The organism is Streptomyces sp. NPDC003393 (genome assembly GCF_053589015.1).
In genome coordinates this window covers 59,106-85,259 of record NZ_JBSFRB010000025.1, presented here as the reverse complement: position 1 = coordinate 85,259, position 26,154 = coordinate 59,106, and the positions used below count along the sequence as shown (strand labels likewise).

Annotated in this window: 19 protein-coding genes and 2 pseudogenes; 4 read left to right on the top strand and 17 right to left on the bottom strand. The window is 71.6% G+C overall.

Translation table 11 applies throughout. The features are described from left to right. Genes ACWDUZ_RS23470 through cas10 form a run of 7 tightly spaced genes read right to left on the bottom strand, consistent with a single transcriptional unit; the run spans position 1 to position 7,751 of the window. Positions 1–1,488 (bottom strand): hypothetical protein, encoded by a 1,488-nt coding sequence (locus ACWDUZ_RS23470; protein ID WP_451633740.1) that lies wholly within the window; start codon positions 1,486–1,488, stop codon positions 1–3. Continuing rightward, positions 1,485–2,435 (bottom strand): hypothetical protein, encoded by a 951-nt coding sequence (locus ACWDUZ_RS23465; RefSeq protein ID WP_451633739.1) that lies wholly within the window; start codon positions 2,433–2,435, stop codon positions 1,485–1,487. The genes ACWDUZ_RS23470 and ACWDUZ_RS23465 overlap by 4 nt, the downstream gene beginning before the upstream one ends. A 1-nt stretch (position 2,436) precedes the next feature. Then, positions 2,437–3,480, bottom strand: a complete 1,044-nt coding sequence (gene cmr6 / locus ACWDUZ_RS23460; RefSeq protein ID WP_451633738.1) for a type III-B CRISPR module RAMP protein Cmr6 — start codon at positions 3,478–3,480, stop codon at positions 2,437–2,439. Continuing rightward, positions 3,477–3,932, bottom strand: coding sequence for a type III-B CRISPR module-associated protein Cmr5 (cmr5, locus tag ACWDUZ_RS23455; protein WP_451633737.1), 456 nt, complete (start codon positions 3,930–3,932; stop codon positions 3,477–3,479). The genes cmr6 and cmr5 overlap by 4 nt, the downstream gene beginning before the upstream one ends. Beyond that, entirely contained in the window at positions 3,929–4,873 is a 945-nt protein-coding gene (cmr4, locus tag ACWDUZ_RS23450; RefSeq protein ID WP_451633736.1) for a type III-B CRISPR module RAMP protein Cmr4, read from the bottom strand. Before cmr4 ends, cmr5 begins: the two co-directional genes overlap by 4 nt. Next, a complete protein-coding gene (locus ACWDUZ_RS23445) occupies positions 4,870–5,922 on the bottom strand; it encodes a type III-B CRISPR module-associated Cmr3 family protein (protein WP_451633735.1) in 1,053 nt (350 codons plus the stop codon). Before ACWDUZ_RS23445 ends, cmr4 begins: the two co-directional genes overlap by 4 nt. Then, a complete protein-coding gene (gene cas10 / locus ACWDUZ_RS23440) occupies positions 5,919–7,751 on the bottom strand; it encodes a type III-B CRISPR-associated protein Cas10/Cmr2 (protein WP_451633764.1) in 1,833 nt (610 codons plus the stop codon). Before cas10 ends, ACWDUZ_RS23445 begins: the two co-directional genes overlap by 4 nt. On the opposite strand from cas10, the gene ACWDUZ_RS23435 reads away from it, so the two are divergent. Together ACWDUZ_RS23435 and ACWDUZ_RS23430 are read left to right on the top strand one after the other, a co-directional pair. Continuing rightward, entirely contained in the window at positions 7,690–8,067 is a 378-nt protein-coding gene (locus ACWDUZ_RS23435; RefSeq protein WP_451633768.1) for a hypothetical protein, read from the top strand. The genes cas10 and ACWDUZ_RS23435 overlap by 62 nt on opposite strands. A gap of 71 nt (positions 8,068–8,138) precedes the next feature. Continuing rightward, on the top strand, positions 8,139–10,673 hold the full coding sequence (locus ACWDUZ_RS23430) for an ATP-binding protein (protein WP_451633734.1): 2,535 nt from the start codon (positions 8,139–8,141) through the stop codon (positions 10,671–10,673). Between the two features lie 144 nt (positions 10,674–10,817). On the opposite strand, the gene ACWDUZ_RS23425 is transcribed toward ACWDUZ_RS23430, so the two are convergent. From ACWDUZ_RS23425 to ACWDUZ_RS23415, 3 genes are all read right to left on the bottom strand, one after another. Then, the gene (locus ACWDUZ_RS23425; RefSeq protein ID WP_451633733.1) at positions 10,818–12,263 is read right to left on the bottom strand and encodes an aldehyde dehydrogenase family protein; all 1,446 of its coding nucleotides are present in this window, start codon (positions 12,261–12,263) and stop codon (positions 10,818–10,820) included. 137 nt (positions 12,264–12,400) lie between these two features. After that, on the bottom strand, positions 12,401–14,068 hold the full coding sequence (locus tag ACWDUZ_RS23420; RefSeq protein WP_451633732.1) for a PucR family transcriptional regulator: 1,668 nt from the start codon (positions 14,066–14,068) through the stop codon (positions 12,401–12,403). A gap of 128 nt (positions 14,069–14,196) precedes the next feature. Next, a complete protein-coding gene (locus ACWDUZ_RS23415) occupies positions 14,197–16,629 on the bottom strand; it encodes an ATP/GTP-binding protein (RefSeq protein ID WP_451633731.1) in 2,433 nt (810 codons plus the stop codon). Positions 16,630–16,965: 336 nt separating this feature from the next. Between ACWDUZ_RS23415 and gabT the strand changes: the two genes are divergently transcribed. Beyond that, positions 16,966–18,300, top strand: coding sequence for a 4-aminobutyrate--2-oxoglutarate transaminase (gene gabT, locus ACWDUZ_RS23410; RefSeq protein ID WP_451633730.1), 1,335 nt, complete (start codon positions 16,966–16,968; stop codon positions 18,298–18,300). A gap of 431 nt (positions 18,301–18,731) precedes the next feature. Next, positions 18,732–19,490 (top strand): phosphatase PAP2 family protein, encoded by a 759-nt coding sequence (locus ACWDUZ_RS23405; protein ID WP_451633729.1) that lies wholly within the window; start codon positions 18,732–18,734, stop codon positions 19,488–19,490. A gap of 154 nt (positions 19,491–19,644) precedes the next feature. Here ACWDUZ_RS23405 and ACWDUZ_RS23400 read toward each other — a convergent pair. The 7 genes and pseudogenes from ACWDUZ_RS23400 to ACWDUZ_RS23370 all read right to left on the bottom strand — a co-directional run. Then, positions 19,645–20,096 (bottom strand): annotated as a pseudogene (locus ACWDUZ_RS23400) (carbohydrate binding domain-containing protein); the annotation flags it as partial. Beyond that, positions 20,048–20,397, bottom strand: a pseudogene (locus tag ACWDUZ_RS23395) (hypothetical protein); the annotation flags it as partial. The pseudogenes ACWDUZ_RS23395 and ACWDUZ_RS23400, both read right to left, overlap by 49 nt. Before the next feature lie 138 nt (positions 20,398–20,535). Then, entirely contained in the window at positions 20,536–21,960 is a 1,425-nt protein-coding gene (locus tag ACWDUZ_RS23390; protein ID WP_451633728.1) for an NAD(P)/FAD-dependent oxidoreductase, read from the bottom strand. Between the two features lie 48 nt (positions 21,961–22,008). Continuing rightward, entirely contained in the window at positions 22,009–22,809 is an 801-nt protein-coding gene (locus ACWDUZ_RS23385) for an ABC transporter permease (RefSeq protein ID WP_451633727.1), read from the bottom strand. Beyond that, on the bottom strand, positions 22,810–23,739 hold the full coding sequence (locus tag ACWDUZ_RS23380; protein ID WP_451633726.1) for an ABC transporter permease: 930 nt from the start codon (positions 23,737–23,739) through the stop codon (positions 22,810–22,812). A 2-nt stretch (positions 23,740–23,741) separates the two neighbouring features. Then, a complete protein-coding gene (locus tag ACWDUZ_RS23375; protein ID WP_451633725.1) occupies positions 23,742–24,905 on the bottom strand; it encodes an ABC transporter ATP-binding protein in 1,164 nt (387 codons plus the stop codon). Continuing rightward, positions 24,902–26,149: an ABC transporter substrate-binding protein gene (locus tag ACWDUZ_RS23370; protein WP_451633724.1), complete on the bottom strand. Its 1,248-nt coding sequence runs from the start codon at positions 26,147–26,149 to the stop codon at positions 24,902–24,904. The genes ACWDUZ_RS23375 and ACWDUZ_RS23370 overlap by 4 nt, the downstream gene beginning before the upstream one ends. Between the last annotated feature and the right edge of the window lie 5 nt (positions 26,150–26,154).

Here is a 26,154-nt window from a genome sequence, read left to right as displayed (position 1 = left end):
TCATCCTCCGTCGTGCCAGGTGAGGTGGGCCAGCGGCGCGGTGATGGGGCGGTCGTCCCAGAGGATCTGGGAGAACACGCCGATGGCGAGTGCCCAGGCGGTGGCCAGGGTGAGTGTCTGCCAGGCGAGGCCGGTGGTGTTCCACAGCTCCGTGAACGGGCTGCGTCCGTCCCCGGGGACGGACTCGGTGTAGGTGGCCGCCACCGCGACCAGGACGATCAGGGAAAGGAGGAAGGCGTGGACGGCTCCTACCGCCAGCACGCCGCCGGCCCGCTTCAGGGCCTGCAGCCCCCGCACTCCGTGGTTGCGTACTTCGATGACGAGGTAGCTCGCCGCTGCGAGCACGAGTGCCGCCGGTGCGACCGCCCACTTCGGGTGGGGGTCGGACCACCAGTTCATGGGCAGGGTCAGGAGTCCGAACAGTCCGAACGCCGCGGCTGCCGGAAAGCGGAGCAGCCACTGGGTGGCCCAGACGGGCCCGTTCTTGACCACTCCCGCAATGAGCATGGCGTAGGCGACCGTGGCAAGCATCGCCGAGGCGTGGAACCAGCGTCCGGCGGTGAATCCTCCGGTCACAGCGGCAGCCACCGACGCGGCCACGATCGTGAGGATGGCGGTGCGCCAGCAGTCGTGCCCTGCGGGGGAGGCCAGGCGGGCCACGTACAGCAGCCGGAACCGTGGCAGGAAGTGGGTGCGCAGGACCGCGGCGAGGACGGCGTCGTCGCGGACGGTGGGGGACGCGGCTTCGTCGAGGGTGCGGTGCGTGCTGGAGAAGCGGTCGCGGGTCGTCCCGGTGTCGCCGAGGATGAGGAGGAGCTCGGCGTCGAGCTCCTCGGTGGTCACGCCGGCGAGCAAAGGGCTGCTCTGGTAGGCGTTGAGTCGCGCCAGCCAGTCCCTGCGCGCTTCTTCGGCCTGGCGGACGAGCAGCGGCCAACTCTGCTGGCCCAGGGCGTTGCCGCAGTAGTCGGGCGCTTCCGCGTTCGGCGCCGGTGTCCAGGTCGGGTCGAGGCGGTGACGGAGGGGCTCGCTCATCACGAGGAAGCGGAGGCGGTCCACCAAGGGGCGCAGCAGATACGCCTCGCCTCCGGAGTCGCGACCGACCTGGTGGTGGGCGACCTCGGTGAACCAGCACATCCAGGACCACAGACGAGCCGGACGGGCCGGGTCCCCCTCGCCGACCATGGCGGCGGTCAGGGTCTCGAGGACGTGGTCGGGGCTGAACAGGAGGGTGAGCAGCTGGTTCCGGCGAAGGCGAATGCCGTGCAGCGCCGCTTCGACCGTGGCCGGGTCGGCGTTGACACGGCATTCCAGCGAGCGTGGCGGACCGAGCATCGGTGCGAGCAGGCTCAGTACGGCATCGGCGGTGATCGCTTCGGTGTCCCGCTCGGCCCAGTTGGCGGGTCGGGTGGCGCGCGCGGTCGGAAGGACCCCAGCGGTCAGCCGCTCACGGAAGGGCTGGAGTCCGGTGGGGAGTCGCACGGTGCTCATGTCCCCACCGGCTCCTCGGAGTGACCGATGAGCGCGAGCAGACCGGCGCCGAACGGCGTGAGCTCGTACTGCGTGCCGTCCGCCGCGAGGTCGTAGGCGTAGCCGTCGAGGGCCTCGTCGTCGGGTGCCGTTCGCTTGCGGCCTGTGGCCCGGAACGGTTCCAGAGTCGCGCGGAGCATCTTGAGGTTCATGCGCCGCAGCGGCAGCCGGATCGCTTCGCCCTGCGTGTCGCGGTGCAGCATGAAGGCCTGGACGACGGCGTTCCTGCCCCTCGGCAATGAACGAATGCCTTCGGCAAGTCCGATGAGGTAGGGGATGGCGGCCTTGTAGCCGCCGGAGAGGTGGAAGTGGAAGTCCTCGTCGTCGGACTCGGCGACCTTGGTGACCAGGGCACGGCCGAGGGTGCCCAGGGCCTTCATGGCCTTGTGGAAGTCGTTCTGTTCGCGTGGTTCCAGCCCCGGCACCCGTACGACGAGTACGTGTCCGCGTACGGCCGCAGGCGGTTGCTGTTCGGGCGCCGGCAGGTAGTCGATGCGCTCGGGTTTCCCGTCGGTGAGCGCCAGGGCGTTCCACAGGGCGGCCGTGAGGCCGTGAACGGTGGGAGTGGCGAGCAGCACCGCCACGTCCGTGTCGCTCTGGAGGGCGATGCCCCCCGGGGCGCGGCTCAGCGTGTCCAGTTCGGCGCTGATACCGCTCGACCAGCGGCCGGGGGCGACGGCGTCGACGAGTTCGAGCAGGTGACGGTGCTGGTCGGTGCCCGCGGTGAGACATGCCGCGAGCTCCTGGGACGCCTGTGCGCTGTCGGAGCCGACGATGTCCGAGAGCACCGCGGCGGGCCTCTCATCCCGGATGGCGTCCGCTTGATCGACGTCGAGGCCGGTGACTCCGCTCGGGGCGGCCATGGCGTCGATCAGGTTCGATCCGACGGATACGACGTGCACGGTCATGTCAGGTGTCGGCCTTCGTGGTCGAGTAGGTGGGCTGCGGCCAGTTCGGGTCCGGGGTGACGTCGAGGTAGCCGTAGCCGGCGGACGTCTTGGCGCCGGCTCCCAGCTCGTCTGCCGCGCCGACGAACCAGCGGACGGCGTGCTCCACGTGGGTGGCGTCGCGCCCGAAGAGGTCCACGCCGAAGACGGCGCCCTCCACGGTCAGGAAGGTGACCGGGACCGGGTTGTGGTGTTCGGCGGGTGGCACGAGGGCGCTTGTGACCTTCTTCCCGAGCGCCTCGTCCGTGCGGTTCTTCTCGGCCTTCTCGTAGTACGGCTTGGCGTGCGGGGTGAGGACGTCCCGGCGCACGGGGGCGACGTCGAGGGGCAGTGCGTCGAGGAACCGGACGGTGCCTGCGGCGGCCTCGGAGGTTTGCGGTCCGCGTCGTCCGATGTCCGCCGTGGGGTCGTGCGCCTCCGGTTCAGCGGGCCGCCCCGGGCGGACGACGGTGGGGCGCGGCGTGCCGAACACGGTGTCGGCCATGGCGGGATCGGCCGCCCGGCAGGCGGCCCATGCGGCGGCCATGCCCTTCATGCCGCTCGCGGGGAGGACGGGCCAGCCGTACGTTCCGTGCAGGGCGAGGCCGATTTCGTGGGCGTTGTCCTTGGCTCCCATCCCGGCGGTGAGGCGCCACTGGACGCGGGCGTGCAGCCGGGCCACGGTCAAGCCGCTGTCGCGGAGTTCTTCCAGGCTGCGGGTACGGCGGGCCTGCACGGCGGCAATGAGGCTGCCGTCCTGTCCGAGGTCGGACTGCTGGGCCCAGTGCAGGAGCCTCCTGACACCGCCGTCCTTGTCCACCTCGCAGCGGTCCTGCTGGGCCGACTGTGTGACGAAGGCGGTGCGGCGGAGCACGATCAGCGGGTTGATGCCCTGCTTGCGGCCGGCCCCCGCGCCGCGACCGCTCTTCCGGTTGCGGGGACCGTCACCGTCGCCGAGGGAGATCACGGTGCTCAACGGGCCGACCGGCTTGCTGGGCCCCTTGCGCTCTTCCTGGTTCCGGCTCACGGTGCCGCCTGCTGCGCCGCGCCGGTCCGGTCCGAGGCCTTTTCGGGGCTGCCGTTCTCCGCTTCGGTGGCGCGGAAATGTGCCTCCGCCAGTCGGTTGAGCCAGCCGGCGAGCGCCATGATCTCCGCCGACGCCCTCATGTACTCGGTGCGATCGGCGTGACCGAGGGCGTCGAGAAGTTCCAGGTCTGTGGCCCACCGGTTCTTCCCGCCGATGAGCTGCCGGTCGCCGATGTGCTTACGGATCCCTTCCGCGACCTTGGCGTAGGCCTTCCCGAGTTCCTTCTCGCCCTTGTTGGACAGGATGAACGCGTACGTGGCGGCAAGACCGGCGGAGTGCAGCATGACGGGCAGCTGCCGATACCGGGTCCGCAGGCGACCGTTGATCGTCTCGGGAAGCATGGCGCCCGCGTCCCGGGCCATCGCCTGCTCGACCCTCCTCAACGACGTCATGCCGTCTCCTCCATGTCCGTGCCGATGCCGACGAGGCGGCACCACACGCGGCCCTTGCCGATCGTCTCGTCGCCGCCGATCTGGATCTGCTTGCCGTGCAACAGGTCTTTCACTTCGCCCTCGAGCAGTTCGGCCAGCTCCGAGTGCCGCAGGGTGAGTGAGGCCACGAGCAGGGTCTCGGCAGGCAGGTACTCGCTGTAGAAGGGGCCGTGGGCCACGGTCTTGCCGCTGTTGAGCTGGACCCGTGCGACGACTTCGGTGCACTCGCGGTAGAGGCTGGGCATCACGCTGTCGTCGACGACCAGGAGGTCCTCCCTCAGCTTGTCGGCGAACGGCTTGAATTCGGAAGCGTCACCGATGCCGTCGTCGGCGATGCGGTCCGCCCACGCCTTCACGTCCGGGTCGGGCTGTTCCCGGAGCGGGACGATGTACGGACCGAGCACCTCGTCGCGGCCCTCGCCGCACCATCGGGGCGCCGCGGCGAGCGCCGCGGCGTCCTTGCGCTGGGGCATGGAGGGCCGCGGACGCTCGTCGGCGATGGCCAGGTACTTGCGGGCGAGGCGCCCCAGGGCCAGGTTCGAGGTGGTCCAGGCGAAGGTGTGCTGGAGTGTCGGCACGGGCAGCGCGACGAGTTGGGCATCACCGACGGCGATCACGCCCGCGACGGTTCCCGCCTCGTCGGCCGCGCCGGCGCTCGCGCCCTCACGTGTTCCGCCGGGTTCGGAGCCGAATGCGGCAGTGAGGTACTCCTCGTCCCATCCCGCCTCGCGAGCGGCCTGGCGCAGCGCGCCCTTGAGGCTCTGACCCCACACCACCGGCGATCCCGTACCCGCCTCCCGCTGGATGGGGAGGTCGATCACACCGGATGCGTCCGCGGCCCCTGCGTGCAGCGGGGACTCCACATAGAGGTACAGCAGCCACTCGTACCGCGTACTGCTCACGTCCACACTCCTGTCAAGACCACTCCGAAACCTGCCGTGCGCAGCCGGTCGTCCTGACCGTGCCCGTACGCTGTGCCGTGGATGTCGCGTGCCCACGCTGCCGCCGCCGCGGCGTCCTCGAACTGCACGCAGTACACGGACCCGGCGGGCACGGCCCACCGCAGCATCCGGTTCGCCGGACGCCGTCGCTCCTGCGGTGTGGCGGTCGCCGTCGGTTCGGGGTCGCCGACCGCCGCGGCCACGACCGTCGCGCCGTCCGGCAGGGCGGGCAGCCGCCAACCGTCCGGCCACAGGGCCGGGGTGGCGGCGTACACGGCGACCCTGCCGCCGGGAAACGCCTCCGGCCCGCCCGGCCATCGCACCGGCCTCTTCGCCGTTTCGACCCAGGCGTGACGTCCGCGTCCTCCGAACGGCGCGCTGGCGGCGGGGTCGGTGTTCCAGCCGTCGGGGACCACGCACTCGGCGAGGAATCCCCATCCGTCCCGGACCCGCAGGTGGGCGGCCCGGTAGAGGTAGCCGCTGCGCGCCGTGCGATCGCTGGTGCGGGCCAGTCCGACGTGCGGTTCGCGTTCCGCTGGGGTGTGCGCCTCGTGGGCCACCTTCCCGGAGTCGACGGCCGAGGTGGCGAGGCGTCCTTGGAGGTAGTCGCTCATCGCGCTCGCGGACAGCCAGGTGTCCCATTGCTTGCCCATGCCCGCCCGGCCGCCCGCACCGAGCCAGTGGGCCATCTCCGGCAGATCCGTCACCACGCCTTCCGGCAAGGCCTGAGGCCTCAGCCGGACCACCTCCGTGGTGTCCTCGACGGTGACGAGGTCCGCCGGCGTTCGGAAGTGCGGAACCCAGGAGCCGGAACGGGTGCGGCGGGCCAACACCGGGCCGCGCACCTCCAACGGCTCCCGGCCGAAGGCGGCACCCACCGCGCCGGCGACGGTGCTGGGCGTGGGCCAGACCGCCTGCGCGCTGTTGTCCGAGCCGGCGTCGAAGGACCGGCCGTCCCGGATGAACACCGTGTCGCGGGGGATGAAAGCCAGCCACACCGATCGGGTCACGATCCGCCTCCGCCGCACTCCTGCCGCAGGAACGCGGCCACCTTCACCGGTTCCGCCAGCCGCCTCGTGAACTCCCCCGGGTCGCCTTGGCGGCCGGTCTCCGCGTTCGACAGCCGCACCAGGGCGTCCGCCTGCGCAAGCGTTCCGCCGTGCCGTGTCACCAGCCGGCGCATCTCCGCGGTGAACAAGCCGTCCGGCAGGCTGATGAGCTCTTCCTCGTCCCGCAGGCAGTCGTACACGACGCCCAGCGACAAGCGTCGGCCATGGACCGCACCCTCGGCCGTCGTCTGTGGTGCGGCCAGGAACTCCGCGAAGTCCTCGGCGGGGCCCCGGTCGTCCGTGTGCCGGCTCCACTTCTGTACGGACTGCTCCCGCACCCCTGAGCGCCGGATGTACCCGACGGCGAGCCCGTTCTTGTTCGTCACGTTCTCCTTCGCCTGCTCCAGCAGTCGCTGGACCTCGACGACGGCTCGCTGCAGGGGCGAGCGGTGGTGGAAGAAGAGAACCGCGGTGCTCGCGCTCGGGAGTTCTTCGTCAGGCACCGCGTCGCGGCAGGCGCGGGCCGCGGCGAGCGCGTGCCGGGCGGGCGCGAAGGCCAGCAGGTCGTCTCCCCCGGCGTATACCGGAACTGCGAAGTAATGCTCCGTCTCGAGGAGTTCCGTGGTCTGCTGGGCCAGTTGCGAGAGCCGGGCAGAGACCTGCCGGTGCCAGGACTCGGTCACCGTGTTGGTCCGCCGGGTGCCGGTGACCTCGCCGCTCAGGAACCGGCCCATACTGTCCAGGTCCTGGGCGATCACCGCGAGGTGCGTGACCGGCGGCGCCACTCTGTGCTCCCGTATCGCGTCCCGCAGCTGGAGCGCGGCTCGCCTGCCTCGTGCGACCGCCTTACGCACCTCTGCGGCCGCCACGGTGGGCACGCCGTGTATCAGTACGTCTTCCTGCCACGTGTCCTCGTACACCCATCGGCCGGCGGACGCGGCAAGCCATCGGGCGTCCGGCGTGCCCGGCGCGGCAGCGGCGAGCACGGGCAGCGGTTGCTCCCGGCCGGGGTCGAGGACGAGGGCCGCCTCGTGCAGCGCGGACACCGCGTTGGCGACCATCCGGTCCGCACCGGCGGCGAGGACTTCGAGAACCTGCCGCCGGTAGGGAGCCGATGCGATCGCGCTCGTCGACGGGAAGCCGCGCGGAACCGCCCCCGGCTCCTCGCTTCCGGCGCTCCGCACATCCTTGATCCGCCGATAGCAGCGCTTCGTCCAGTTCGCCGCTGCCAGACGGTCCTGCTCGTGCGCCGGAACGCCGGGCGGACGGTGCCTCTCGGCCGGCCATCGTGTGCTGAGAGAACACAGTTCCCGCTCCGGCTCCTTCATCCCCTCGAAGGCCCGGAGCCGCTTGCGCGCCACGAGCAGCCGCTGCGCCTGGGCCCACTGCTCCGCGTAACCCCCGGCCACGGCTGGAACGCTGACCCACTGGACGTTCGGCATCCCCGGTGTGGCGACGTCGCGGCTCATCACCGCGCGAACCAGCCTGGACCACTCCTCCCGGACGGCGTCCCGGGCCGCAGCGGCGATCTCCGGGCCCGTCCCGTGCGGAGCCAGGGCGACGATCCGGTTCGGGACGACGGAAACACCCGGGATGTCGTCGGAGCCCTGGACTCCGGTCTCAGTCAAACCGGTTGTGCCCGTGCCTGACGGGCGCAGGGAGGCCGGGAAGACGAGGCGCGCTCCTCGGCTGTCGCACTCACGCGCGGCGCAGACCGACAGTCGTTCGATGATCGCGCTTCCGGCACTCAGGTCCGAGGTGGTCCGGGATTCGCTGATGAACCGCTGCACTCCCGCCAACGCGACGACGACCAGGTCGTCGTCCCGGCTGTCGGCATCCGGCGGCCCCGCATCCGACGGAGTCGTGATCGCCGTCGCGCTTGTCTCCATGATCGCGTGGTTCTCCGTCCCCACTCGTGAACCGCCCCCTGCGGCGGGTGTCGACGCCGACAGCGCCTGCGCCGACACCCGCCTTGCCGGCCTCTCCCCGAGCCGGACCGACAGCGGCCTGCCGCTCGCACCGCACACAGGGCAGGCAGAACCCGCTCAACCGCTGACCCGTTCAGCAGAGCGGCGCAGCCCGAGTATCGGGGACAGCGAGGTTTGATCTCCACACTGTGACTGACGGCCATAATCAATCAATCAACACAGCCTCAACATTGCTGGGGGTGACGCACGTTGAAAAGGAAGCCCGGGCGTCGGGAGCGACCGCTCGACCCTCAGGGTGGACCGGTCGAGCAGTTCGCGCTGGAGCTTCGTGCGCTGCGGGAGAAGACCGGACTCACCTACACGCAGATGGCCGTCAGCGCGTCCTTCTCCTCCAGCACCCTCTCGCAGGCCGCCGCCGGACACCGGCTTCCGACCCGGGACGTGGTGGCCGCCTACGTGCGCGCGTGCGGCGGAGATGCCCGCGAGTGGGAAGAACGCTGGGAGCGAGCGCATTCGAAGCTCCACGGTCCGGTCCCCCAAGGGAGCATCGAGCACGTCACCGCGCAGAACTTCATCAGCGTGGAGACGACCAGCTTCGTGGGCCGCGAGTCCGAACTGGCGGCCGGAGCCGAACTAATCGGGCGAGGCCGACTCGTCACGCTGGTCGGGATCGGCGGCGTGGGGAAGACCCGCCTCGCCCGGCGGCTCGTCCAGGCCGTGGCCTCGCGCTTCCCGGACGGCACGTACTGCACGGAGTTGGCGGACCTCCGGAGCGGCGAGGGAATCGCCCAGTCCATCACCTCCGCCGTAGGAGCACAGGTAGGCGCCGGGCAGGACCCTTTGCACACCCTCGCAGAAGTCCTCCGCGGCCGTAGTGTCCTTCTCCTGCTCGACAACTGCGAGCATCTGTTGCACGCATGCGCCCGACTCACCAACAATCTGCTCACACTCGCTCCGGGCCTGCGCATCCTCGCCACCAGCAGGCAGCCCTTCGACATCAGCGCCGAACACGTACTGCGGGTGAGCCCATTGAGCCTGCCCGCCCCGAACGACGCCGGCCTCGATGACGGGTCTCAGCGCGAGACTGCCGGTACGACCACGAGCACGGAGGAGTCCATCGACGGATACATCCATTCCTCCTCTGCCGTGGCCCTCTTCGTCGACCGCGCCAAGGCAGCCTCCCCCGGCTTCCAGCTGGCCTCCGCCAACCAGGTCGCCGTCGCACGCGTATGCCACAGGCTGGACGGCCTTCCCTTCGCCCTGGAGCTCGCCGCACGACGCCTTCGAGCGCTGACCCTTGACGAACTCCTGGAGCGACTCGACGACCGCTTCCGGGTCCTCGGCCCCCGCGGCGGCGACCGCACCGCACACCCCCGGCACCAGACGCTGCGCACACTCTTCGACTGGAGCTACGAGCTGTGCACCGAGGCCGAACGCAGAGCCTGGCAGCAGTTGTCACTCTGCGCCGGCGGAGTCCTGCTGACCGATGCCGAGCGACTGTGCGGCCCCGCAGCAGACGACCCCACCGCGACCGCACCCGACGACGTCTTCGATGCTTTCGACGCCTTGGCCGGGCTCGTCGACCAGTCCCTGCTCACCGTCTCCGCCGCGGACGGCCAGACGCGCCTGCACATGCTCGAAACCGTTCGGGCCTACGGCCAGGAGCGTCTCGCGGGCAGCGGCCGAATGCCTCTCGCTCTGCGCCGCCACCGTGCCTGGTACCTCGGACTCGCCGCCCAGGCCGGCAACGCCTACGGCACCTCGGACGAGGCCGTCTGGCTCCGCCGCCTGCGCAGGGAACACGCCAACCTCCGGCAGATCCTGACCGCACCACCTCCCGCCGACGAACCCGCGGAGACCGTCCTTCGCGCATCTCTCGGCTTCTGGCTGCACTGCCTGACATCGGCAACGGTGGGCGAGGGCACACAGTGGATGCACAGCATCCTCGAACGCCATCCACAGCCCCCCACCCCCGAGTCGGCCCCTGACTGGTGCCGAGCCGCCTGGGTGGCCGCGTTCCTCCTCCTCCTGCACGGCAACCACGAGAGCGCCCACGAGATCATCCGCCGTGCAGAGCAGTTCCTCCCCGGCCCCAGCAGCCCGCCCTCCGCCACGGACGCTTCCGCGCAGCAAGCCCTCGGAGCGGAACTCATGGCCGCATTCCTGCAGCTGCGCGGCCTGGCAGCACTCCTCATCGGAGACACCGAGGCCGCGGACACGTACTCGGAGTCAGCCCTGGTGGTCGGGCGTTGGTCCGCCTCACTGTTGACCGAACCGCAGTCAATCGCCCAGCGCGGCTTCGCGGCCGTCCTCCACGGTGACCGCGCCGGCTCGACACCGTTCCTGGAGGAGGCCCTCGCACTGTCCGAGGCACGGGGCGACTCCTGGCACCGGTGCTACCTGCTCTGGGCCCTCGCCGTGGACCACGGCGAAGCAGGCCGCACGGAGATCGCCCAGCAGCTGCTCCGCCGCGCGCTTCAGCACGTCCGGGACATCGACGAACACATGGGCGAGGCCGCCATCAGCGAAACCCTGGCCTGGCTCCTCTCCTCCGGCAAGGACCCGCGCTCCGCAGCCACTGTCCTGGGAGCCGTGGACCACGTGTGGGCCCCCTCCGGCATCCCCCGCCTCTTCGGCTTCGCCCTCTTGAGCGCCCACCGCGACCGCGCCCTGCACAACGCACGCCACGCACTCGGCGATCACGCATTCGCCGCAGCGTATCGAGAGGGAGGACGAATCGGTCTGCGGGTTGCGCTGGCGCAGGCCTGCGAAGAGTCCCGGTAGCGCCGTGTTCCCGTGGTGTTCCCGCGAGCCTGTGGGCAGCGGCCATAATTCGGCCGTCTCTGCAGTTCAAGGCCGGTGAAAGCAAGAACGGCCGCAGCCCCCGCACAGCGGGCTGCGGCCGTCTCGGTGACCGGTCGGAGTGCCCTACAGGGCCAGGCCGGTCAGGACCAGTACACGCTCGTAGGTGTAGTCGTCCATGGCGGAGCGCACGCCCTCGCGGCCCACGCCGGACTGCTTGACACCGCCGTACGGCATCTGGTCGGCGCGGTAGGACGGGGCGTCGCCGATGACGACGCCGCCGACCTCCAGGGCGCGGTGGGCGCGGAACGCCGTCTGCAGGTCATGGGTGAACACGCCGGCCTGGAGCCCGAACTTGGAGTCGTTGACCGCGGCGAACGCCTCGGCCTCGCCGTCGACCTTCTGCACGGTGAGGACCGGTCCGAAGACCTCCTCGGTGGCCAGGGCGACGCCGGCGGGGACGTCGGTGACGACGGTCGGCGCGTAGGAGGCTCCGTCGCGCTTGCCGCCGGTGAGCAGCTTGGCGCCCGCGTTCACGGCCTCGTCGACCCAGGCCTCGACACGCCGGGCGGCGTCCTCGCTGACCAGCGGGCCGACGTCGGTGGCGTCGTCGGACGGGTCGCCGGTGCCCTGCGCCTCGACGGCGGCGACGACGCGCGGCAGCAGGCGGTCGTACACGGCGGCGTCGGCGATCACCCGCTGCACCGAGATGCAGGACTGGCCGGCCTGGTAGTTGGAGAAGGTCGCGATGCGGCCCGCGGCCCAGTCGAGGTCCGCGTCCGAGGAGTAGTCGGCGAGGACGACGGCGGCGGCGTTGCCGCCCAGCTCCAGCGTGCAGTGCTTGTGCGGCACCGACGCCTCGATGGCGTAGCCGACCTTGTCGGAGCCGGTGAAGGAGATGACGGGCAGCCGCTCGTCCTGCACCAGGGCGGGCATCTTGTCGTTGGTGACGGTCAGCACGGACCAGGAGCCGGCCGGGAGGTCGGTCTCGGCCAGCAGCTCACCGAGGATCAGGCCGGACAGCGGGGTGGCCGGGGCCGGCTTGAGGATGATCGGGGCGCCGGCGGCGATGGCCGGGGCCACCTTGTGCGCGCACAGGTTCAGCGGGAAGTTGAACGGCGCGATGCCGAGGACGACACCCTTCGGGAAGCGGCGGGTGACGGCGAGGCGGCCCTGGCCTCCCGCGTCGGTGTCGAGGCGCTGGGCCTCGCCGCCGTTGAACCGGCGGGCCTCCTCCGCCGCGAGGCGGAACACGGACACCGCGCGCCCGACCTCGCCGCGCGCCCACTTGATCGGCTTGCCGTTCTCGGCGGAGATCAGCTGTGCGATCTCCTCGGCGCGCTCGGCCAGCCGCTTGCTGACGTGGTCCAGGGCGGCGGCGCGCACATGGGCCGGGGTGGCGGCGAACTCGTCCAGCACGGCGTGTGCCGCGGCCACGGCCTCCTCGACCTGGGCGTCGGTCGGCACGCTGACCTTCCCGACCAGCCGGCCGTCCCACGGGGAGGTGACGTCGTAGGTGTCCTCGCCGGTGGCCTGGCGGCCGGCGAGCCAGAAGGCGTGGGTGGAAGTCATAGAGGAGTCCCGGCCCTTCCGCGTCGGAGTGTGTGCTTGCGCCGTCAACGGTAGGACGGAGGCGGCGGCTGGACGTTTGTCCGAGGTGGAGCAGTGGGCGGCGCGGGCGCTACGGTTTGGCACAGGACCGCTGCGGGCTACTCCGTCGAGGTCGCCTTCAGCGCCAGCCACAGTTCCATCCGCACGTCCGGATCGTCCAGCGAGCGCCCGAGGATCTCCTCCACCCGCCGCATCCGGTAGCGCAGGGTGTGCCGGTGCACGCCGAGGTCGGCGGCGGCGGCGTCCCACTGGCCGTGGCGGGACAACCAGGCCCGCAGCGAGGCCACCAGGTCGCCGCGGCCGGTCGCGTCGTGCTCGTACAGCGCGCGCAGCAGCCCGTCCGCGAAGGCCCGGACCGCGTCGTCCGCCAGCAGCGGGAGGACGGAGCCGGAGGCCAGTTGCTCGTGCTCGACGAGCACCCGGCCGCGCCGCCGCGCCACGGACAGCGCCTGCTCGGCCTGCTTGTAGGCGGCGGCCGCCGCGATCGGCCCGGCCGGCGCGGACAGACCCACGACCAGCTCGTCCAGGTCGCCGGCCGGCTGCTCCGGCACGGACGCCCGTGCGGCCTCCAGAGCGGCGGCGTACTCGCCGCACGCGGTCACGGCCGTGCTGCCGTCCCCGGCCAGTATCACCAGCCGCTCCCCCTCGGGCACGACCAGTACCGCCTCCCCCGCGCGTGCGGCGGCCGCGTCCACGGTCTCGGCGAGGGCCGTGAGCGGATCGCCGCCGCTGCCGCCGGCGGCGGCCGTCGCGGGGGCCGGGGCGGGCTTCGCCGGTTGCACCCGCGCATGCCCGTCGGCGTGCGCCCGCGCGGCGGACGCCGAGGCCGACTCGGCGACGATCATCCGGAAGGGCGCGTCCAGCAGACCGCCGTACAGGTCGCCGGCGACGGCGCGGGCGTGGTCGGGCTGCCCGGCGAGCAGCATGCGCAGCACGGCCGCGCCGATCCGTTGCTCGGCGGCGTGCAGCGAGCGGGAGCGTTCGGTGGTGAGGGTCAGCAGGGCGATCGCGGAGTGCACGGCGTAGCGTTCGGCGGTGCCCAGGGGGGCGGCGGTGCCGACGGCGAGCGCCGCGCGCGGGCGGCGTGCGGCGCCGATGGAGTGCAGCTCGACCCGGTCCTCGGTCTCCGGTCCGCCGACGACCGCGCTCGCGGGCGCGGGCCGGTCCCGCAGCCGTTCGACGTCCGCCGTGAGCCGGGCGGCCCTGCGGCCGGCCCACTCGGGCGCGGTGGCGACGACGGCGCCCGAGGCGTCGTAGAGCGCCGCCCAGCCGTCGACCTGGGCCGCGAGCGCGGCCAGCAGCCCCTCGGGGCCGGCGTTGAGGGCCTGCCTGGTCAGTTCGCGCTGGGCGGCGAAGCCCGCCGTGACCGCCTGGTACTGCTCGGCGGCGATGGCGGCCGAGACGGCCTTGCTGATCGCGAGGAAGGGGGTGCGCCGGGGCACCTCCAGCAGTGGCAGGCCCTCCCCCTCGGCCGCGTCGAGCAGCGCCTTCGGGATCTCGTCGTAGTTGACCCCGATGGCGAAGCCGAGCCCGACCACCCCGGCGCCGACCAGCCGCTTCACGTAGCGGCGCATGGCCTCGGGGTCCTCCGCGTCCAGCTTGAGCGCGGTGACCAGCAGCAACTCCCCGCCCTCCATGTACGGCACGGGGTCGGCGAGCTCGCTGGCGTGCGCCCAGCGGACGGGCACGTCCAGGCGGTCCTCGCCCGCGCGCACGGTCAGCTTGAGCGCGGAGTGGTGGACGAGCGAGGCGAGCGTGGGGGGCATGGGGCCTTCAGGTCTGTGGAGGTGAGAGGATCCTTGTGATCTTTTGGCCGCCGCGTATGAACGGCTCGTGTCGATTCTGCCGCACTGTACGGTGACCGCGAGCCCCGGCCTCCGATCGCGGGGCGGGTTCAGCCGCGCAGGTCCACCAGCAGCGGCGGTGCGTGCTCGCCCGCCACGTGGGTCAGCGACAGCACCGCGTGCCCCGGCGGGACCTCATGGGCCAGCTGGGAGGCGGACCAGCGCTCCCGCTCGACCTGCTTGGTGGTCACGGCATCGGTGGTCACGGCCCTGCCGGTGACCAGCTTGCGCAGGGCGTGGAGGGCCCTGGTCATCGGCTGGTCGGCGAAGACGGTGTGCTTGGCGACCTCGGTCGTCTCCACCCATTCGGTGCCCCAGGCGTGCGCGAACCGGCTGCCGTCCCAGGTGGTGACCCCGCACAGCGCCATACGGCAGCCGACGGCGCCGAGCAGCGGCCCGTGCAGTTCCTCGGGGACGTCCGCGACGGTGCGCAGCGCGAGGACGACTCCTGCGTTCTGCGCGCGCAGCCGTTGGATGCGGCGCACCGACTCAGCGGTGACGGTCCCGGTGGCGTCGTCCAGGACCAGGCAGGCGAAGTGGGGGCGCCGGGTGTCCCGTACGACGGTGTGGAACTGGGCGAGGACGAGCCGGGCGATCACCCGGGACGCCTCCTCGTGCCCGCGTTCGGGCAGGTCGATGCGGACCCGCAGCGGGTGGTGGGTGACGGCCCGCAACGAGAAGGGCCGGCTGCCGGGACCGGCGCCGAAGAATTCGGCGAAGACCGGCCGGTCCAGCAGCGCGAGCCGGTCGGCGAGGGCCGGCCCCGCGTCGGCGGCGCTGCCGGCCTGGCGCATCCGGGCGTCGAGTTCGCGGCGCATCACGGCGTGCTCGTCGGCGGCGAGACCCGCCCGCAGGGACGCCAGCGCGCCAGGGTCGCTCTCCAGGAGTTCGCGCAGCACGGGCAGCGTCGGGAAGTGGCCGTGCACCGCCCGGTAGGGGCCGAGCAGCTGGGCGAGCGCGGTGGTGGCGCTCTGGGTGCCGACGGTGTCCAGGTCCCCGGCCAGCGCCTCGGCGAGGACCGCGGCGGCCTCGTCGGGGTCGTCGGACCCGGCGTAGGGGTCGAGGTCGTGCACGGAGGCGGCGTCTCCGATCCGCACCACCACGTCGTACGACGTGTCCGCGCCGAGCGGCGCACCGGCGGCGCAGACGGCGACGACCGCGCACCGGCCGGTGAGCGCCTGGAGCGCGAGCGCCTCGGTGACCGGCTCGACGACGTGCCGGGTCTTGCCGGAGCCGGGCGGTCCGACCAGCAGCAGCGAGGTGCCGAGGGTCTCCGGACCGACGGCCGCCCCGGCACCGTGGTAGGCGCGCGGGGTCCGCTCCCCCGGCACCCAGCGCCCGATGCGCACCTGCCCCTGGAGCAGGTCGTGCCGGGCTGTCCGGCCGGGCAGGTCACGGGCGCCGGACGGGTGGGTCCAGGCGCCGCCGCCCTGGCGCAGCACGGTGTCGGTGAAGGCGGCGAGCCGCGCCTCGCGGCGGGCCTCGGTCCAGGCCCGCTCGACGCGGGCGCAGTCCACGTCGTTCATCCGGCCGCCGGCCACCTCGGCGGTGAGCACGTCGGCCGCCTGGTACTGGCCGGCCTCGCGCAGTTCGGGCCACTGCGAGCGGGGCAGTTCCACGGCGGGCGGGGCGGTGGGCCGGGCGCCGGCCCGGCGGCGCGCGGCGAGCTGCCGGGCGTAGGCCCACCAGCCGCCGAGCCGGGCGAACGGCCACACGACCAGCGCGGTGATGAGCGCGTACAGCGTGTCCGTGAACAGCTGGGAGGCGAACAGGTCGTAGCCGCCCGAGACCAGGACGATCAGGGAGAACACCGGGTCGACGACCGGCAGCGGGTCCCAGCCGACGCCCGGGAAGGCGCCGGGGAAGACGAGGCTGAGCGCGGCGAGGGCGCCGAGGGCGGCGTACAGGGCGCGGGCGGGCTGCGGGCGGCGGCCCAGGAAGTGCCGTACGACCTCGGGCCAGCTGCCCAGGTGCGCGACGGCGTAGACGAGCACGGCGAAGAACACACCGTCGTAGACGACCTTGGCCTCGCTGCCCTGCGTCCCCTTGGGGGAGACGGTGCCGCCCCACCACCAGTCGCCCGGTGTGAACAGCTTCAGCGGCGCCCACTGGTAGGGCAGGGCGCCCTGCCGCCACAGGGACCACACGAGCAGGGCCACGACCAGGGGGATCAGCAGCCCGACGACGGTGATGGAGGGCAGCCGGTCCCGTGTTTCGCCGCCCCCCGGCGGGCGGTGGCCGAAGCGCCAGATGCCGGGCGCCGCCTGAGGCCGGGGGGTGTCGAGCCAGTCGGCGACGGCGGCCCGCCCCGGCGGCCTCTGCTCCGTGCCCGGCTGCGCCCCCGGCGCGCTCGCCGCCCCGGGGGGCCGGGCCGGCCGGGGCGGCATCGCGGGCGGTGCGTCCCGCGGCACCGCCGGGCGCGGCACGGGATGCGCATGCCGCGGATGCGTGCCCCGGGCGTCCTGCGTCCCGCCGTCGTCCATCTGCCCTGCCCCCTGACCAGCCGCTCCGTCCACCATCAGCGAGTCAATCTAACGCCCGGACATGGGGAGTTCACCGATTGCGCCGCATGGCGCGCTGCGATCCGTACGCACCCGGCGCGAGCACCGGAGTCGCTGCCGTCTCCCCTTTCCTCTCCCCTTCTATGTCCACGGCGGACAACCATGACCGCCGACAACGCCCACATGGAGCATGCCCACCCTCCCCCTGCCGCCATAGCCTGCGAGAAAAGAAGGAAAAGCGTCCGAAAAACGCCCCCCGTACGCCACGGCCGTACGCAGCCGTACGCCGGGCCCGCAAGATCTCACCAGGGAGCCCCCATGACCGCACTTGAGCAGGAGCGCCGCGTCGTCACCGCCATCCCCGGCCCCAAGTCGCAGGAGCTTCAGGCCCGCCGTACCGCCGCGGTCGCGCAGGGCGTGGGCTCCACGCTCCCGGTCTTCGTCACCCGCGCCGGCGGGGGCATCATCGAGGACGTCGACGGCAACCGCCTCATCGACTTCGGCTCCGGCATCGCGGTGACCTCGGTCGGCGCCTCCGCCGAGGCCGTGGTCCGCCGTGCCTCCGCGCAGCTCGCCGACTTCACCCACACCTGTTTCATGGTCACCCCGTACGAGGGCTACGTGGCCGTCGCCGAGGCGCTGGCCGAGCTCACGCCGGGTGACCACGCGAAGAAATCCGCGCTGTTCAACAGCGGCGCCGAGGCCGTCGAGAACGCGGTGAAGATCGCCCGCGCGTACACCGGGCGCCAGGCGGTCGTGGTCTTCGACCACGGCTACCACGGCCGTACGAACCTCACCATGGCGCTGACGGCGAAGAACATGCCGTACAAGCACGGCTTCGGCCCGTTCGCCCCGGAGGTCTACCGGGTCCCGGTCGCCTACGGCTACCGCTGGCCGACCGGCCCGGAGAACGCTGGTCCGGAGGCCGCCGCCCAGGCCATCGACCAGATCACCAAGCAGGTCGGCCCCGACAACGTGGCCGCGATCATCATCGAGCCGGTGCTGGGCGAGGGCGGCTTCATCGAGCCGGCCAAGGGCTTCCTCCCGGCGATCCGCAAGTTCGCCGCCGACAACGGCATCGTCTTCGTGGCCGACGAGATCCAGTCCGGCTTCTGCCGCACCGGCCAGTGGTTCGCCTGCGAGGACGAGGCAATCGTCCCCGACCTGATCACGACGGCGAAGGGCATCGCCGGCGGCCTTCCGCTCTCCGCCGTCACCGGCCGAGCCGAGATCATGGACGCCGCGCACGCGGGCGGACTCGGCGGCACCTACGGCGGCAACCCGGTGGCCTGCGCGGGCGCGCTCGGCGCGATCGAGACGATGAAGGAGCTCGACCTCAACGCGAAGGCGCGGCGGATCGAGGAGGTCATGAAGGGCCGCCTGTCCGCGATGCAGGACAAGTTCGACATCATCGGCGACGTCCGCGGCCGCGGCGCGATGATCGCCATCGAGCTGGTGAAGGACCGTACGACGAAGGAGCCGAACCCGGAGGCCACGGCGGCCCTCGCCAAGGCCTGCCACGCCGAGGGCCTGGTGGTCCTGACCTGCGGCACCTACGGCAACGTCCTCCGCTTCCTGCCGCCGCTGGTGATCGGCGAGGACCTGCTGAGCGAGGGCCTGGACATCATCGAGCAGGCTTTCGCGCGCATCTGAGCGGCGCGGACGCACAAGTGGCGGGCACGGACGGCAGACCGTGTGAAGAACGTGTGCGGGGTGGATGGCAGGACGCCGATGACGCTGTCCTCCGCCCGTCGCCTGCCGTAGCGTCTACTTCCAGATGAGAGATACACCCGCCCGCGGGAGACCGCGGGCGACATCAGGCCGTCGCCTCCCCAGCTTCGACCTGGTTTCGTGCCTCGCGCACACCACCGGGGCCTTCGGGCTCCGGGTCTCCTCACCGATCGGACGGTCGCCCGCCCCAAACCCCCCGGGGCGCGCGACGTTCCGGTCAGAACGGTCGCGGACATGCGCAACGGCCGTTGCACCTGAAGGGCCGACGCGAATCCCCCCCTTGCGCCGGCCCTTCGGCATGCACGGACCCGGCCGGCGGGCGTCGCCGCCGGGGGACCTGCGAAGCTGTCACCGTGTCGACGTCGCGAGAACTGGACCTCGAGTCCGCGCCCGCCGGGCGGGGCGGACGGCGGAGCCGTCCCGCGGTGGGTCGGCGCGTCTCGCTGTCCTTGCTGTCCTTCCTGGTCCTGCTCGTGGTGGTGCCGGCGGGGCTGTTCTCCGTGATCACCTGGCAGGTCGTCGCGCACGGGCCGTTGCTGCGCGTGGACCAGCGGGTCAGTGACGCGCTGGTGCATCCGGACCGGGCCTCCGAGGTGCTTTCCGATCTCGGGAACGTGCAGGTCGCCGTGCCGGTGCTGCTGGTGGCGCTCGTCCACGTCGCCCGGCGGGGGTGGAGCGCCGGTGCGGCGCGCTGGTGGCTGCCGCCCCTCGCCGCGGGTCTGCTGATGGCGCTGCTTCCTGTGCTTCTCGTTCCGCTGAAAGAGTGGACCGCCCGGCACGGAACCGATGTCATGCCGCCCGGAGTGGGGTACTACCCGTCCGGGCACACCGCGACCGCCGCGATGGGCTACGGGGCCGCGGCTCTGGTGCTCCTTCCGTGGTTGCGTGCGGCTCTCGCCCGTGCGGCGGTCGTGGTGCTGTGCGCCGCGCTCGTGCTCGGTGTCTCGTACGGGCTGGTGCGGCGCGGCTACCACTGGCCCCTGGACGTGGTGGCCAGTTGGTGTCTGTGCGCCGTGCTGCTCTCGGTGCTGCGGCTGGTGATCGGCGAGTTCAGCCGAAGTAGCCGTCGAAGGTGTGCTGGAACTGCCAGTTCGAGAACCGGTCCCAGTTGATCGACCAGGTCATCAGGCCGCGCAGGGCCGGCCAGGTGCCGTGGGTGGTGTACGGGCCGCAGTCGGCCTTCTTCGTCAGGCAGTCCAGGGCCTTGACGGCCTCCGCCGGGGCCACGTAGCCGTTGCCCGCCTGGGTGGAGGCCGGCATGCCGAAGCCGGTGCCGTACCAACCGTGCGTGTAGACGGTGACCTCGGTGGTCTGCGCGCCGGTGCGGAAGGTGGTGGTCAGCTGCTGCCAGTCGGCCGCGGACCGGGTCCAGGTGGAGACGTCGGTGGCGCCGGTACCGCTCGCGCCCAGGTACACGTAGGAACCGCGGACGTGACCCGACAGCGTGTACTGGGAGTCGGGCTGGACGGACACCGTCTGCGCGCACTGGGCGTTGTCGTTGCCGGCCGGGTCGCCTGCAACGCGGACGTGCCGCTGTGGACGGGGCTGGTGACCGTCTTTCCGGAGCCGGCCGAGCAGGTCCACCCGTCGAGGCCGGATTCGAAGCCGCCGATGGGGGTCCCCGGCCGAGTCGGTTCGAGGCTGGGGGAGTACGAGGTCCGTGTCGGCCGCGCGGGCGGCCGCCCCTCCCGCGCCCCGGGTGCGGCACCACGATCCAGGTGCCGGCTTCGGCCGCGAGGTCCCGGTGCCGGGCCGGCGCTCGGCCGTGCCCGGCGGGACCGGGAAACCGATCCGCCCGTCGCCGAACCCGGCCGGCACGGGGTCCACCCGGTCCAGGACGCGGGTGAGCACGTCGAGCGTGGGACAGCCCAGTCCGGCCGGCAGGACGAGTACGTCCCAGGCCCTGCCCGCGGGCAGCAGGGCCGCACTGCTGGGGTCGCGCTGCCACGCGCGGCGGCAGACCCGGGGGGCCGGTGCGACGGATGCCAGCCACTCGACCGCCGTCTTCGCGCCAGTCATGAGGAGACCTCCCTGTCTCGTCGTGGACGCCAATCGCGTCCACGGGAGAGAGAGGGAGGTCTCCCCGCGGGCATGACGCGGGTTTCGGGCTCTTGTCGGGGTGAAGGGGCGTGAACCGGCGCACAGCGGGCGTGCGCCTCAGCTGTCGAAGCCCAGGCCCAGCCGGTCCATGGTGCGCAGCCACAGATTGCGCCGGCCGCCGTGCGCGTCCGCCCGCGCCAGCGACCACTTGGTGAGCGCGATACCGGTCCAGGCGAACGGCTCCGGCGGGAAGGGCAGCGGCTTGGTGCGCACCATCTCCAGTTCGGTGCGCTCGGTGCGCTCACCGGCCAGCAGGTCCAGCATCACCTCGGCGCCGAAGCGGGTCGCCCCCACGCCCAGGCCGGTGTAGCCGGCCGCGTACCCCACCCGGCCCCGGTGGGCGGTGCCGAAGAAGGCCGAGAACCGCGAGCAGGTGTCGATCGCCCCACCCCAGGCGTGCGTGAAGCGGACGCCCTCCAACTGCGGGAAGCAGGTGAAGAAGTGCCCGGCGAGCTTGGCGTACGTCTCCGGGCGGTCGTCGTACTCGGCGCGCACCCGGCCGCCGTACGGGTAGATCGCGTCGTAACCGCCCCACAGGATCCGGTTGTCGGCGGAGAGCCGGAAGTAGTGGAACTGGTTGGCCGAGTCGCCGAGGCCCTGGCGGTTCTTCCAGCCGATGGACGCCATCTGGGCGGTGGTGAGCGGCTCGGTCATCAGGGCGTAGTCGTAGACCGGCACGGTGTAGGAACGGACCCGTCTGACCAGGCTGGGGAAGACGTTGGTGCCGAGCGCGACCCGGCGGGCGCGGACCCCGCCGTAGGGGGTGCGTACGGCCATGCCGGCGCCGTACGGCTTCAGGGTGAGGGCGGGGGTGTGCTCGTAGATCCGCACACCGAGCCGCAGGCACGCCCGCTTCAGGCCCCAGGCGAGCCTGGCCGGGTGGACCAGGGCGACACCCCGGCGGTCCCACAGGCCTGCCTCGAAGGTGGGCGAGTCCACCTGCTCGCGGACCGCGTCGGCGTCCAGGAGCTCGATGCCGTCCGCGAGGCCCTTCCCCTCCAGCTCCCGGTGCCAGTCCCGCAGTTCCCGGGCCTGGTAGGGCGCGGTCGCCACGTCGATCTCGCCGGTGCGCTCGAAGTCACAGTCGATGCCGTACCGGGCGATCGCGGCCTCGATCCCGTCGAGGTTGCGCCGGCCCAGTTCCTCCAGCTTGTGGATCTCCTCGGGCCAGCGGGTGAGACCGTTGGGCAGGCCGTGGGTGAGGGAGGCGGCACAGAAACCGCCGTTGCGGCCGGAGGCGGCCCAGCCCGCCTCGCGGCCCTCCAGCAGGACCACGTCCGTCTCCGGGTCGCGCTCCTTGGCGATCAGCGCGGTCCACAGCCCGCTGTAGCCGCCGCCGACGACCAGCAGGTCGCAGAACTCGATGCCGGTGAGAGCGGGCTCCGGGCGGGGCCTGCCGGGGTCGTCCAGCCAGTACGGGACCGGCTGGGCTTCGGAGAGGGATTTCGTCCGGTTGCGGTGGCTCATGGCGCTCGGGGCCATGATGTCAACTCCCTACGGGAGCCCTGTGGCGTGTGGTGCCACAGGGACTCATGCCTTCTGGTTCCTACGGCGGTTGGTGACGAGCATCGAGATCAGGACCAGGAGGACGGCGACGAGGAACATGGCCGTGCCGATCACGTTGATCTGCACGGGTGTGCCGCGCTGGGCCGAACCCCACACGAACATGGGGAAGGTGACCGTCGAGCCGGCGTTGAAGTTGGTGATGATGAAGTCGTCGAACGAGAGCGCGAAGGACAGCAGCGCGCCCGCGGCGATCCCAGGTGCCGCGATCGGCAGGGTGACCCGCAGAAAGGTCTGCACGGGGCCGGCGTACAGGTCCCGGGCGGCCTCCTCCAGGCGCGGGTCCATCGACATCACGCGCGCCTTGACGGCGGTGACGACGAAGCTGAGGCAGAACATGATGTGCGCGATCAGGATCGTCCAGAACCCCAGCTGCGCCCCCATGTTGAGGAACAGAGTGAGCAGCGAAGCGGCCATGACGACCTCGGGCATCGCCATCGGCAGGAAGATCAGCGAGTTGACGGCGCCGCGCGCGCGGAAGCGGTAGCGGACCAGCGCGAAGGCGATCATCGCGCCCAGGACCGTGGCGCCGATCGTCGCCCATACGGCGATCTGGAGGCTGAGGGACAGCGAGCCGCACATGCCGGCGACGCCGCACGGGTCCTTCCAGGCGGCCAGGGAGAACTGCTGCCAGTCGTAGTTGAAGCGCCCCTTCGGCTTGTTGAAGGAGAACACCGTGACGACGACGTTCGGCAGCAGGAGGTAGGCGAGCGTCAGCAGTCCCGCGATGACGACGAGACGGCGCTTGAGCCAGGTGACGAAGGGCATTTAGACCAGATCCTCCGTCCCGGATCGGCGGATGTAGAACGTGACCATGGCCAGGATCGCGGCCATGAGGATGAAGGACAGGGCCGCGGCCGTCGGATAGTCCAGGATCCGCAGGAACTGCGTCTGGATCACGTTTCCGATCATCCGGGTGTCGGTGGAGCCGAGGAGTTCGGCGTTGACGTAGTCGCCGGACGCCGGGATGAAGGTCAGCAGCGTGCCGGAGACCACGCCCGGCATGGACAGCGGGAAGGTCACCTTGCGGAAGGTGGTCCAGGGCCTGGCGTACAGATCGCCGGCCGCCTCGTGCAGCCGCCCGTCGATCCGCTCCAGCGACGTGTACAGCGGCAGGATCATGAACGGCAGGAAGTTGTACGTCAGGCCGCACACCACGGCGAGCGGGGTGGCCAGCACCCGGTCGCCGGCCGTCCAGCCGAGCGCGCTGGTGAGGTCCAGGACGTGCAGCGAGTTCAGGGCGTGCACGACCGGGCTGTTGTCCGCGAGGATCGTCTTCCAGGCCAGGGTGCGGATCAGGAAGCTGGTGAAGAACGGCGCGATCACCAGGATCATGATCAGGTTCCGCCAGCGGCCCGCGCGGAAGGCGATCAGATAGGCCAGCGGGTAGCCGAGCAGCAGGCAGAGCACGGTCGCGGCGGCGGCGTAGAGCACCGAGCGCAGGAACTGCGGCCAGTACTCGGCAATCGCGTCCCAGTAGGTCGCGAAGTGCCAGGTGACCTTGTAGCCATCCTCCAGGGAGCCCGTCTGCACGGAGGTGGAGGCCTGGTAGACCATCGGCAGCGCGAAGAAGACGATCAGCCAGAGGATGCCGGGCAGCAGCAGCCAGTACGGGGTGAACCGGCCGCGCCTGCGCGGGGCTTTCCTCGCGGGTGCGGCGGAGGCGAGAGGCGGTGGCGCCTCGGTCAGGGTCGACATGTCTACGCGACCTCTTCCTCGACGGTCTCGACGCCTGCGTCGATGTCCTGGGCCGCGTCCAGTGCGAAGGTGTGCGCGGGGCTCCAGTGCAGGACGACGTCGGCGCCCGGGACGAGCCGGCCGTCGCGCTCGACGTTCTGGACGTACACCGCGAGTTCGTCGCAGACCGGGCTGTCGACGACGTACTGCGTCGAGACGCCGATGAAACTGGCGTCGGCGATCTTGCCGGTGAGCCGGTTGCGGCCCTCGGGTATCTCTCCCGCGTCGTCGGCGTGGGTGAGGGAGATCTTCTCCGGACGGACGCCCACCAGCACCTTGCCGCCGGCCGTCGCCGGCGCGGAGCAGCGCGCCCGGGGCAGCACCAGCTTGCCGCCGCCGGCCTTCAGCACGACGTCGTCGCCGCTGGTGCTGTCCACCTCGGCCTCGATGAGGTTGGAGGTGCCGAGGAAGTTCGCCACGAAGGTGGTCCGCGGGTTCTCGTACAGGTCGGCCGGCGAGCCGAGTTGCTCGACGCGGCCCGCGTTCATCACGGCGACCGTGTCGGCCATGGTCATGGCCTCCTCCTGGTCGTGCGTGACGTGGATGAAGGTGATCCCGACCTCGGTCTGGATGCGCTTGAGCTCCAGCTGCATCTGACGGCGCAGCTTGAGGTCCAGGGCGCCCAGCGGCTCGTCGAGGAGGAGCACCTTGGGGTGGTTGATCAGCGCGCGGGCCACGGCGACGCGCTGCTGCTGGCCGCCGGAGAGCTGGTGCGGCTTCTTGCGCGCCTGCTCGCCCAGCTGGACGAGCTCCAGCATCTCCTCGACCTGCTTCTTCACGCTCTTCATGCCGCGCCGGCGCAGACCGAAGGCGACGTTCTCGAAGATGTCGAGGTGCGGGAAGAGGGCGTAGGACTGGAAGACGGTGTTGACCGGGCGTTTGTAGGGCGGCAGAGCGGTCACGTCCTGGTCGCCGAGGTGGACGGTGCCCTGCGTGGGCTCCTCCAGGCCGGCGATCATGCGCAGGGTGGTGGTCTTGCCGCAGCCGGAGGCGCCCAGCAGGGCGAAGAAGGAGCCCTGCGGCACGGTCAGGTCGAGCGGGTGCACGGCGGTGAAGGAGCCGTAGGTCTTGCCGATCCCCGAGAGGCGGACGTCGCCGCTGTTGTCTGTCGTCGTCATCGTCGTCACGCCCCTGTGAGCTTGGAGAACTTCTGCTGGTAGGCCGTCTCTTCCGCCTGCGTCAGCGAGCGGAAGGCGTGGGACCTGGCCGCCATGGCCTTGTCGGGCAGGATCAGCGGGTTGTTCGCTGCGTCCTCGTCGAGCTTGGCGAGATACGGCTTCACTCCCTCGACCGGGCTCACATAGTTGATGTAGGCGGCGAGTTCGGCGGCCGGCTCGAGTTCGTAGAAGAAGTCGATGAGCCGTTCGGCGTTCGTCTTGTGACGCGCCCTGTTGGGGACGAGCATGTTGTCGGTGGACGTCATGTAGCCGTGGTCGGGGATGACGTAGCCGACGTCCGGGTTGTCCGCCTGGAGTTGGACGATGTCACCGCCCCAGGCGATGCACGCCGCGAAGTCGCCCTTGGTGAGGTCGGACGTGTAGTCGTTGCCCGTGAAGCGGCGTATCTGGCCCCTGTCGACGGCCTTCTGAAGGCGTGCGACCACCGCGTCGAAGTCGTCGTCGGTGAACTTGCCCGGGTCCTTGCCCATGTCGAGCATCGTCATGCCGATGCTGTCGCGCATCTCGGTCAGGAAGCCGACGCGGCCCTTGAGCTTGGGGTTGTCCAGCAGGTCGGAGACCGACTTCACCTCGATGCCGTCCAGCGCCTTCTTGTTGTACGCGATGACGGTCGAGACGCCCTGCCACGGGTACGAGTAGGCGCGGCCCGGGTCCCAGTCGGGGGCGCGGAACTGGTCCGCCAGGTTGGCGAAGGCGTGCGGCAGGTTGGACGGGTCCAGCTTCTGCACGTATCCGAGACGGATCATGCGGGCGGCCAGCCAGTCCGTGAGGATGATCAGGTCGCGGCCGATGTCGTGGCCGGCGGCGAGCTCCGGCTGGATCTTGCCGAAGAACTCGTCGTTGTCGTTGATGTCCTCGGTGTACTTGACCTTGATGCCGGTGCGTCGGGCGAACGCGTCCAACGTGGGATGGCGCTTGGTCTTGTCGTCCACGTCGATGTACTCGGGCCAGTTGGAGAAGTTGACGACCTTCTCCTTGGCCGAGTGGTCGTCGGCGGAGACGCCACCCTGCGTCTTGGTCGCCGCCGGGATGCCGCAGGCGCTCAGCGCGCCCAGTCCGCCGACGGCGAGCGCCCCGCCCGCCGAGGCGCGCAGCAGGGAACGCCGGGTGAGGGCGGCCCGTCCGCCCCGGAAGCTGCGCCGTACGGCGGCCGCGTGGGCCGGGAACGGGCGGTCGGGCTCGTACTGCTCCATGCGCG